Annotated in this window: 10 protein-coding genes; 3 read left to right on the top strand and 7 right to left on the bottom strand. The window is 71.0% G+C overall.

The annotated features are described in order from the left end of the window. Nucleotides 1-337: 337 nt before the first annotated feature. Nucleotides 338-742 carry a hypothetical protein gene (locus ACM14_RS29550; RefSeq protein WP_063328026.1) on the bottom strand — a complete coding sequence of 135 codons (405 nt, stop codon included), beginning with the start codon at nt 740-742 and terminating at the stop codon, nt 338-340. Nucleotides 743-906: 164 nt separating this feature from the next. Here ACM14_RS29550 and ACM14_RS29545 point away from each other — a divergent pair, with 164 nt between their 5' ends. The 3 genes from ACM14_RS29545 to ACM14_RS29535 are packed head-to-tail and all read left to right on the top strand — an operon-like array spanning nt 907 to nt 3,439. After that, a complete protein-coding gene (locus tag ACM14_RS29545; RefSeq protein WP_169807217.1) occupies nt 907-1,596 on the top strand; it encodes a heavy metal response regulator transcription factor in 690 nt (229 codons plus the stop codon). Next, nucleotides 1,593-2,975 (top strand): heavy metal sensor histidine kinase, encoded by a 1,383-nt coding sequence (locus tag ACM14_RS29540; protein WP_063327408.1) that lies wholly within the window; start codon nt 1,593-1,595, stop codon nt 2,973-2,975. Before ACM14_RS29545 ends, ACM14_RS29540 begins: the two co-directional genes overlap by 4 nt. A gap of 35 nt (nt 2,976-3,010) precedes the next feature. Further along, nucleotides 3,011-3,439, top strand: a complete 429-nt coding sequence (locus tag ACM14_RS29535; RefSeq protein ID WP_013804407.1) for a hypothetical protein — start codon at nt 3,011-3,013, stop codon at nt 3,437-3,439. Between the two features lie 7 nt (nt 3,440-3,446). On the opposite strand, the gene ACM14_RS29530 is transcribed toward ACM14_RS29535, so the two are convergent. The 6 genes from ACM14_RS29530 to ACM14_RS29505 all read right to left on the bottom strand — a co-directional run. Further along, nucleotides 3,447-3,884: a PaaI family thioesterase gene (locus ACM14_RS29530; RefSeq protein WP_012203025.1), complete on the bottom strand. Its 438-nt coding sequence runs from the start codon at nt 3,882-3,884 to the stop codon at nt 3,447-3,449. Next, nucleotides 3,881-4,105: an acetyl-CoA carboxylase biotin carboxyl carrier protein subunit gene (locus ACM14_RS29525; RefSeq protein WP_012203026.1), complete on the bottom strand. Its 225-nt coding sequence runs from the start codon at nt 4,103-4,105 to the stop codon at nt 3,881-3,883. The genes ACM14_RS29530 and ACM14_RS29525 overlap by 4 nt, the downstream gene beginning before the upstream one ends. Before the next feature lie 11 nt (nt 4,106-4,116). Next, entirely contained in the window at nt 4,117-5,478 is a 1,362-nt protein-coding gene (locus tag ACM14_RS29520; RefSeq protein ID WP_065348117.1) for an acetyl/propionyl/methylcrotonyl-CoA carboxylase subunit alpha, read from the bottom strand. Beyond that, on the bottom strand, nt 5,475-7,583 hold the full coding sequence (locus ACM14_RS29515) for an acetate--CoA ligase family protein (RefSeq protein WP_065348116.1): 2,109 nt from the start codon (nt 7,581-7,583) through the stop codon (nt 5,475-5,477). Before ACM14_RS29515 ends, ACM14_RS29520 begins: the two co-directional genes overlap by 4 nt. 10 nt (nt 7,584-7,593) lie before the next feature. Then, the gene (locus tag ACM14_RS29510; protein WP_065348115.1) at nt 7,594-8,613 is read right to left on the bottom strand and encodes a tripartite tricarboxylate transporter substrate binding protein; all 1,020 of its coding nucleotides are present in this window, start codon (nt 8,611-8,613) and stop codon (nt 7,594-7,596) included. Nucleotides 8,614-8,642: 29 nt separating this feature from the next. Continuing rightward, the coding region (locus tag ACM14_RS29505) for a carboxyl transferase domain-containing protein (RefSeq protein ID WP_302621883.1) at nt 8,643-8,970 on the bottom strand (328 nt) is incomplete at its 5' end.

Below are 8,970 nucleotides of genomic sequence, written 5' to 3'. Positions count from 1 at the left end.
AGCTCGCGCACGTCGGCATAGCATTCGCGCACGCCCACTTCCAGCTCGCCCGCCTGCACGGCGCCGCAAGCGGTCAGCACGGCCATCACCAGCAGGGCGCGCGGCCCGGGCCAGGCGCTCCATGGTGCGTGGGAAGCCGTCCTCGACGGAAAGGACGAAGGGAAAGACATACACGGACTCCTTGCCCGCGCGCAGGTCAGGCCTGACCGTTCATCAGCCGGTCAGGCCGCTGCGGCGGGCGCGCACGGCCCATGGCCGCTGAGCGCGAGGGGATTTCAGGGGAATGCCGGTCCGGGGCAGAAACAGGGCCATGCCCGGCCGGCGGCTGCAGGGGGCGTCAGCCCTGCCAGCGGGGCCGATCGGGGCGCAGCAGCACGGCCGAGGCATGGCGGCGCAGCGGCTCGGCGAATGGCATGGGGGGAGGCGCCACCGGCGCGGCCTTGGCGTAGTGGGTGGCGACGGCCACCCAGGCATGGCACATGGAGCAATCGACGCTGAGCGACGACGGCTGGCCCTGGTCCGCCTTCTTTGCCGGTTGCCCCGGTTCGGCGCCAGCGCCCGGATCTGCGTTGGCATGGCGCTCGGCGCCCATGCCATGCAGGCTCACGCCATGGACATGGTGGCCAAAGTGCCGGGTCTCATGCCCGTCGTGCCGGCACAGTGCAGCGGCCGCCATCCAGCTCCACTGGAACAGCAGCGCGATCACGAGGACGGCGAGGGCGGCGAGACGGGGCCGGGTCATGGAGGAGGGCATGGGGCAGGTGGGGATTGTCGTGCATGGCGTTTGCCCACAACCACGACTCCCCCAAGCCGGCGAGTCTAGGGCCGTGCGGCGACCTGTGGCTGTCGGGCACATGACAAATTTGTCATCTTGGCAAACCATGCCCTTCCCCGACAATGCTCGGCATGAAAGTCCTGGTCATCGAAGACGAAATCAAGCTGGCCGACTACCTCCGCAAGGGCCTGACCGAGGAGGGGTTCGTGGTCGATGTCGCGCACGACGGCATCGACGGCCTGCACCTGGCCACGGAGCTGGCCTACGACCTCATCGTGCTCGACGGCATGCTGCCCGGCATCGACGGCCTGGCCGTGCTGGCGGCGCTGCGCCAGTCGCGCCAGACGCCGGTGCTGATGCTGACGGCGCGCGGCCAGGTGGAGGACCGCGTGCGCGGCCTGCAGGGCGGCGCCGACGACTACCTGGTCAAGCCCTTTGCCTTCTCCGAACTGGTGGCGCGCATGCATGTGCTGCTGCGCCGCAGTGTCGGCACGGCGCATCCGGCGGCCGAGGCCACCATGCTGCGCATGGCCGACCTGGAGCTGGACCTGATCCGCCGACGCGCCACGCGCGCCGGCCAGCGCCTGGACCTCACGGCCAAGGAATTCAACCTGCTGAGCCTGCTGCTGCGCCGCCAGGGCGAGGTGCTGTCGCGCACCGAGCTGGCCTCCCAGGTCTGGGACATGAATTTCGACAGCGAGACCAATGTGGTCGAGGTCGCCGTGCGCCGCCTGCGCCTGAAGCTGGACCAGCCCTTCGAGCAGCCGCTGCTGCACACGGTGCGCGGCATGGGCTATGTGCTGGAGTCGCGCGCACCGTGAACGCCAAGGCCCCCGCCGACATTCCCCACCTGGGCCGGCGCCTGTCGCGCTGGCTGGCGCTGCAGACCATGCTGGGCCTGGGCCTGGTGTGCGCGGCCGTCTACGGGGTGGCCTCGATGACGCTGGAGCAGCACCAGCACGAGACGCTGGACCTCAAGCAGCAGGCCGTGCTGCACCTGATGACGGAAAGCCGCAGCGCCCACAACGAGGCCGGTCTGGCCCACATGCTGGACGACTTTCTCACGGGCCTGGACGAGATGTCGCTGCGCATCACCGACCTGCAGGGCCGCGTGATCTACGAGCGCCTGCGCATTCCCAAGACGCCGGGCCGCACGCTGCAGCGCAGCTTCGAGGTGGTGCTGGCCGACAGTGGCCAGCATGCACAGGCCCAGCTCACCCTGGACCGCGCCGACGATGACCGGCAGCTGTCCCTGCTGGCCTGGACGCTGGCCCTGGCTGCCGTGGGCGGCGCGCTGCTGGTGTCGCTGACCGGCATCTGGCTGGTGCGCCTGGGCCTGGCGCCGCTGCGCGAACTGACCGAGCAGACGCGCAAGCTGTCGGCCCAGGACCTGCAGCGGCGCCTGGACGACAGCGGACAGCCGCAGGAGTTGCGCCCGCTGATCGCGCAATTCAACGCCCTGCTGGAACGGCTGGCCGTGGCCTACCGGCAGATGGAGGCCTTCAACGCCGACGTGGCCCATGAGCTGAACACGCCGCTGACCACGCTGATCAGCAGCTGCGAGCTGGCCCTGCGCAAGCCGCGCAGCGAGGCCGAGCTGCGCGAGGTGCTGGCTTCCAACCTGGAGGACCTGCGGCGCATGGCCGGCATCGTGGCCGACATGCTGTTTCTCTCGCAGGCCGACCGGGGCCAGGGCGCGCGCCTGGCGCCCTGGGCCAGCCTGGCCGCGCTGGCCCATGAGGTCATCGACTTCCACGAGGCCGCGCTGCAGGAGGCCGACCTGCAGGTCGTCGTCCAGGGCGACGCGGCCGCCGAGGTCGATGCGCGGCTGCTTCGCCGGGCGCTGTCCAACCTGCTGGGCAATGCCACACGCTATGCACAGCGCGGCTCCACCATCACCGTGCAGATCGGCGCACGGCCCTGTGCCCACCACGGTGGCGCCGGTGATGTGGCGCTGGCGGTGCTCAACCGGGGCCCGACCATAGCCCCCGCCGACCTGCCGCGCCTGTTCGACCGCTTCTACCGCGCCGACGCCGCGCGCAGCCAGGCCGACCGCAACCATGGCCTGGGCCTGGCCATCGTGGCCGCCATCGCGCGCATGCACGGCGGGCGCTGCTTTGCCGAGTCCGAAGGCGGCTTCACGCGCATCGGCCTGGAACTGCCCGACAGCCCGAGCCCGCCGCGCGATTCCCCGGCCTGAACACAGGCACCGGAGCGGCGGCACAATGGCGCCCCATGACGCAAGACGCCCCCTCCTCCTACGCAACGCTGCTGGCCGAAGGCAATGCCCTGGTGGCCCAGGCACAGCGGGCCGCCACCCAGGATTTCGCCCAGGCCCGGGCGCTGTGGCAGCAGGCCGGCAAGCAGTTCTACCTGGCCCACAAGGCCGACCCCGACCAGGCCGAGGGCGCGTTTCGCCTGGCCCAGGCCTGGATGGCCGAAGCCCATGCGCTGCAAAAGGAAGAATCGCCAGACGCCGTGGTGATGTGGCGCAACGCTGCTGCGCAATGCGAGTTGGCGTTCGACCTGGAACCCGAAAACGGCCGCCTGGCCATGACGGCGGCCAGCTGCCACATGTTCGGCGGCCAGCATGACGCGGCCAAGGCCTGGCAGCAGATCGGGCAGCACCTGCTGCCGCCGGCGCCCGAAGGCGACGGCGCCTGAAGCCAGGCTACAGCGCGATCAGCTTGAACACGGCCCGCGCCGTGCACACGGCCTGGCCCGCGCTGTCCAGCACATTGCCCTCGCAGAACACGGTGCGCGCGCCTGCGCGCAGCACGCGGGCCTCGATCAGCAGGTCGGTGGTGGCCGAGGCGAGGAAATGCGTGCTCATCTCGATGGTCACCACGCCCAGCCCCAGCGGGTTGGACGAGCGCGCGGCCGCGCTCAGCGTGAAGTCCAGCGCGCTCATCAGCGCGCCGCCATGGCCATGCCCCCGGCTGTTGGCCAGGTGCGGGCGCATGGGCAGCCGCGTGCGCGCCAGGCCGGGCGCCAGGCTCACGGGCTCCAGGCCGATATGGGACATGAAGGGCACGTCGATGCCGAAGTAGCCGCGCGCCAGCGCGGCGGCCTCCAGGTCCGGGGCGGTGGAGATTCCAACGGCGTTCATCCGATCTCCGCAATCGCCTGGCCTTCGGCCACCGGCTCGCCCACGGCCACGAGCATGCGGCGCACGACGCCTGCCACCTCGCTTTCCACGGGAATCTCCATCTTCATGGACTCCACGATGATGAGGGTGTCGCCCAGGGCGACGGTGCCGCCTTCGGCGGCTTCCACAGCGGCCACGAGGCCGGCGATGGGGCTTGTGATCATGTTCGGGGTGGTGGTCATGGGTAGGGCTTTCAAAGGTGGGCCAGCACGCGCTGGGCGATGCCGGTGTCGATGCGCAGGTCCAGGAAATCGGCGTGGCCCAGGATGCGTTCGATGAAGGGGATGTTGGTCTTCACGCCCTCGATGCGGGTCTGCGCCAGTGCCTGGCGCAGCCGTGCGATGGCCTGGGCGCGGTCGCTGCCATGGGCCACGAGCTTGGCGACCATGGGGTCGTAGAAGGGCGTGACGCTGCAGCCCTGGGCATAGCCGGTCTCCACGCGCAGGCCTTCGCTCTGGGGCATCTCGAAGCGGTCCAGGCGCCCCGGCGAGGGCAGGAAGCGCACGGGGTCTTCGGCATAGATGCGCGCCTCGATGGCATGGCCGCGGGCCACGGGCTCGACGGGCAGCACCTCCCGCATGCGCTCGCCGGCGGCCAGGCGGATCTGGGCCTCGACGATGTCGATGCCCGTGATCTCCTCGGTCACCGCATGCTCGACCTGCAGCCGCGTGTTCATCTCCAGGAAGACAAAGCCGTGCTGCGGCGTGTAGAGCATCTCCACGGTGCCGATCACGTCATAGCCCGTGCGCACCAGCAGGCCGGCCAGCAGTTGCCGCATGTCGGCCAGGGCCTGCGCGGGAATGCCTGCGGGGCGGGCCTCTTCCACCACCTTCTGGTGGCGGCGCTGCACCGAGCAGTCGCGCTCGAACAGCACGCGCACCTCGCCATGGCGGTCGGCCAGCACCTGGAACTCGATGTGGCGCGGCGCCTCGATCAGCTTTTCCAGGTACAGCTCGGCCGTGCCGAAGTACTTGGCGGCAATGCCGCTGGCCTTGGACCAGGCGGCCTCCAGCTGCGGTGCATCGTGCGCGGGCAGCATGCCGATGCCGCCGCCCCCGCCTGCGGGCTTGACCAGCACGGGAAAGCCGATGCGCGCCGCCTCCGCCTGCGCCTCCTGCACGCTGTGCAGCACGGCCGAGCTGGCCGCCTGCGGCATGCCCTGGGCGGCCATGAAGGCCCGCGCCTGGGTCTTGTGGCCCAGCGTGCGTATCCAGTGCGGCGAGGGGCCGATGAAGCACAGGCCCTGGCGCTGCACGGCCTCGGCGAACTCCGCGTTCTCGGAGAGAAAGCCGTAGCCCGGGTGCACGGCATCGGCACCGGTCTCGCGCGCCACCTGCAGCAGCCGCGCCCGGTCCAGATAGCTTTGCGCGGCGGGCGCAGGGCCTATGCACACGGCCTGGTCGGCCGCGCGCACATAGGGCAGACCGGCATCGGCTTCGGAGTACACGGCCACGGATTCAAGGCCCATGCGCCGCAGCGTGCGGATCACGCGCGCGGCCACGGTGCCCCGGTTGGCGACCAGCACGCGGCGGATGGGGTGCGGGGCGCCGCTCATGCCGCCTCCGAGGAGACCGCTGGCGCGGCGGCCACGGCCACTACCGCATCGACGATGACCGGCGCCTGCGCGCCGCGCGCCACGAGCACGGGATTGGCATCGACCGACTGCACGCGCCCGCCCTGGGCCAGCATCCAGTCGCCCAGCCGCACCATCATGGCAGCCACGGCGTCCAGCTCCACGGCCGGCATGCCGCGCACGGCCGCAAAGGCCGGGGCGATGGACAGGCGCGCAAGGGCATCCAGCGCCTGCCGCGCACTGAAGGGGGCGACAAGGAACTGCACGTCCCTGAGCGCCTCCACCAGCACGCCGCCCTGGCCGACCATGACCACCACGCCGAACTCGGCATCGACATGGGCACCCAGCGCCAGCTCGAAGTCGGCCTTGTGCTGGGCTCCCAGCAGCAGGCCGCCATCGGCCGCGCCCAGGCGGGCCAGCGTGGCCGAGAAATCACCGAAGGCCGCCAGCGCCTGGCCGGCTTCGCGGATGTTGAGCCGCACCAGGCCATGCTCGGACTTGTGCGAGAGATCGGCGGACACGCCCTTGGCCACCAGGGGCCGTGGCAGGGACTCGATGGCGGCGCGCACCTCGTCCTCGCTCCTGCAGACCAGATGGCGCATCACCGGCAGGCCGGCGCGAGCGAGTTCGGACAGGCTGGAGGGCTCGTCCAGCGTGAGGGAGCGGGAGGCCGCCACCGGCACCGATGCCTCGGCAGACGGCACCTGTGCCTGCCTGCCACCGGCCTGCTCGGCCAGCAGCGCCAGGCCGCGCATGGCGGCGCGTTCGCTCCAGAAGGTGGGCACGCCCTGGTCCTGGAAGGCCTGGGCCACCCAGTCCTGGTTGACGCTGACCGCAATGGGCACGCCGGTGTCGCGCGCAAAGCGGCTGGCCTGGCCCGCGAAGTCGGCGAAGTCATAGCCCTCGCCGCCGATCGGGAAGCCCACGTGAACGAGGTCCGCCGCACCGCTGCCCGACAAGGCCCGCAGCGTGTCGCCAAAGGTCTGCGGCCTGCCCAGCAGGGCCGTGGTCATGTCGATGGGATTGCGCGCCGTGACATAGGACGGCAGGGCCTGGGACAGGCCGTCCAGCGTGGCGGCATCGAACGGCTCCAGGGCCAGGCCGTATTCCTCGGCCGCGTCGGCCGACAGCACGCAGGTGGCGCCCGAATTGCTGATGCTGACCACGCGGCGACCGCGCGGCGCAGGCTGGGACAGGAACAGCGGCGCGTAGTCGATCAGCTCGCGGAAGTCGGCCAGGCGCGGTATGCCGTGCTGGCGCAGGAAGGCATCGGCCAGCGCGTCCTCGGCCGCCAGCGCGCCCGTGTGCGAGCTGGCCGTGGCCTGGCCTGCGCGCGTGCGGCCGGCCTTCACGGCCAGGATGGTGACGCCGCGCGCATGGGCCAGGCGCGCGGCCTCGGCCAGCCAGGCGCTTTGCCTGAGCGTCTCGATGTAGAGCACGACCAGGCGGATGCCTTCGTCCTCGACCACGGCGCGCACGGCCTCGGCTGCGCAGACATCGGCCTCGTTGCCCGTGGACAGCATGTAGCGCACGCCGATGCCCGCGCGGCGCAGGCCGCCGTAGAGAATGGCCGCGCCCGCACCGCTCTGGCTGACGATGGCCACGGGGCCGTCGGCCGGCGCGTTCTCGTTGATCATGGTCGAGAAGTTGAGGATGGCGCCCGTGGCGAAGTTGGCCACGCCCTGGCAATTGGGGCCGAACAGGCGCAGCCCGCCGCCTGGCGCCCGGCGCGCCCGCGCCACCAGGTCGGCCTGCTGCCGGCGGCCCTCCTCGCCCAGCTCCGCAAAGCCCGAGGAATAGATCACGGCCAGGCGCGCGCCCACGGCCACGCAGTCGTCGATGGCGGCGGCCACGTCCTCGCCGGGCAGGCTGATGACCACGGCATCGGGCGCCTCGGGCAGCGCGCGCAGCGAGGGGTAGGCGGCCAGGCCCTGGGCCTCGGCGCGCTTGGGATTGACGGGCAGGATGCGGCCCGCGAAACCATGGCGCCGCAGGTAGTCGATGGGCCGGCCACCGGCCTTGATGGGATTGTCGGAGGCGCCAAGGATGGCGACCGAGCGGGGGTTCAGTGCTTGCAACAGAGACATGCGTACCTCATCAATCCAAAGACAAGGCTTCGCGCTGGATCACTTGCCCCCAATCCCAGACCTCCTTGGCGATGCGCTGGCCGAACGGCGCGGGCGGCATCATCACGGGCTCGCCCTGGCTGCTGAGCACGGCGCGGATGCGTGCGTCCTGCAGCACGCCCCTGGAGGCCTCGTAGAGCCGGTTGACGATGGCCGGCGGCGTGCCCGCAGGCGCCAGCAGGCCGGCCCAGAAGGTGACGTCGAAATCGGCATAGCCGGCCTCGGCCATGGTGGGCACCTCGGGCAGCTGCTGCATGCGCCGGGGCGCGGTGACGGCCAGCGCCACGAGCTTGCCGCTGGCGATGTGGGGCAGCGCGCTCCAGGTGTCGAACTGCGTGTCCAGCTCGCCGCTGAGCACGGCCATCTGCGCCTGCGATGCGCTCTTGTAGGGCACATGCGTGGTCTTCACGCCCGTGCGGTTGCTCCAGGCCGCATAGGCCAGGTGGGCGATGTTGCCGGGGCCGGCAGAGCCGTAGCTGAGCTTGTCGGGATGGCCCTTGGCGAAGGCGATCACATCCTTGGCCGAGCGGATCTGGTGCTTCTGCGCCCACTCGGGGTTGACGGTGAGGATGAAGGGCGCATCCAGCACCATGGTGATGGGCGCGAAGTCCTTGGCGCGGTAGGTGATCTTCTTGTAGATCTGGGGGTTGATGGTGATGCTGCTGGAGTTGGTGACCAGCAGGGTGTAGCCGTCGGGCGCGGCGCGCGCCACCTCGCCCACGCCGATGGCGCCGTTGGCGCCGGGCTTGTTCTCCACCACCACGGGCTGGCCCAGCGACTTGCTCAGCGGCTCGGACAGCGCACGTGCAATGGTGTCGGTGAACGAGCCTGCAGGGAAGCCGACCACGATGCGCACGGGGCGCGTGGGCCATTTGTCCTCCTGGGGGGCCTGGGCCTGGGCCGCCGTCGCGGCGCACAGGGTCAGGCATGGCGCCAGGCACAGGGCCAGGGCGGTGCGGCGCGAGGGCGCGCGCGGTTGTCTGGTTGCCATTGCTTTGTCTCCTTGGGTTTTTTATGCGTTCAGGGCCGCAGGCCGAACTGCGGCGCTCCGGCCTCGCGCAGCGGCGCGGCCAGTTCCACGAATTCGCTGAGCAGGGCGCGCGTGTCGCGCGGATCGATCACCTCGTCGATGCCGAAGGCCTCGGCCGTGCGGAAGGGCGAGGTCAGGCTGCGCACGCGCTGCTCGATCTCGGCGCGCTTTTGCACGGGGTCGTCGGCGCCTTCGATCTCGGCCTTGTAGGCCACCTCCAGCCCGCCCTCGATGGGCAGCGAGCCCCAGTTGGCCGAGGGCCAGGCATAGCGGAAGTTGAAGCGGCCCATGTGCTGGTGGCCGGCCGCCGCCACGCCG

Origin of the sequence: Delftia sp. JD2 (assembly GCF_001682645.1) — a bacterium.
GTDB classification, from domain to species: Bacteria; Pseudomonadota; Gammaproteobacteria; order Burkholderiales; family Burkholderiaceae_C; genus Comamonas; species Comamonas acidovorans.
The sequence above is the reverse complement of the archived record's forward strand: the minus strand, read 5'-3'. Positions and strand labels throughout refer to the sequence as shown.

Excerpts from the sequence above, each read along its gene's own strand:
- ACM14_RS29515 (WP_065348116.1), bottom strand. The coding sequence starts at position 7,583 with ATGTCTCTGTTGCAAGCACTGAACCCCCGCTCGGTCGCCATCCTTGGC.
- ACM14_RS29535 (WP_013804407.1), top strand. The coding sequence starts at position 3,011 with ATGACGCAAGACGCCCCCTCCTCCTACGCAACGCTGCTGGCCGAAGGC.
- ACM14_RS29510 (WP_065348115.1), bottom strand. The coding sequence starts at position 8,613 with ATGGCAACCAGACAACCGCGCGCGCCCTCGCGCCGCACCGCCCTGGCC.
- ACM14_RS29520 (WP_065348117.1), bottom strand. The coding sequence starts at position 5,478 with ATGAGCGGCGCCCCGCACCCCATCCGCCGCGTGCTGGTCGCCAACCGG.
- ACM14_RS29545 (WP_169807217.1), top strand. The coding sequence starts at position 907 with ATGAAAGTCCTGGTCATCGAAGACGAAATCAAGCTGGCCGACTACCTC.
- ACM14_RS29530 (WP_012203025.1), bottom strand. The coding sequence starts at position 3,884 with ATGAACGCCGTTGGAATCTCCACCGCCCCGGACCTGGAGGCCGCCGCG.
- ACM14_RS29525 (WP_012203026.1), bottom strand. The coding sequence starts at position 4,105 with ATGACCACCACCCCGAACATGATCACAAGCCCCATCGCCGGCCTCGTG.
- ACM14_RS29550 (WP_063328026.1), bottom strand. The coding sequence starts at position 742 with ATGACCCGGCCCCGTCTCGCCGCCCTCGCCGTCCTCGTGATCGCGCTG.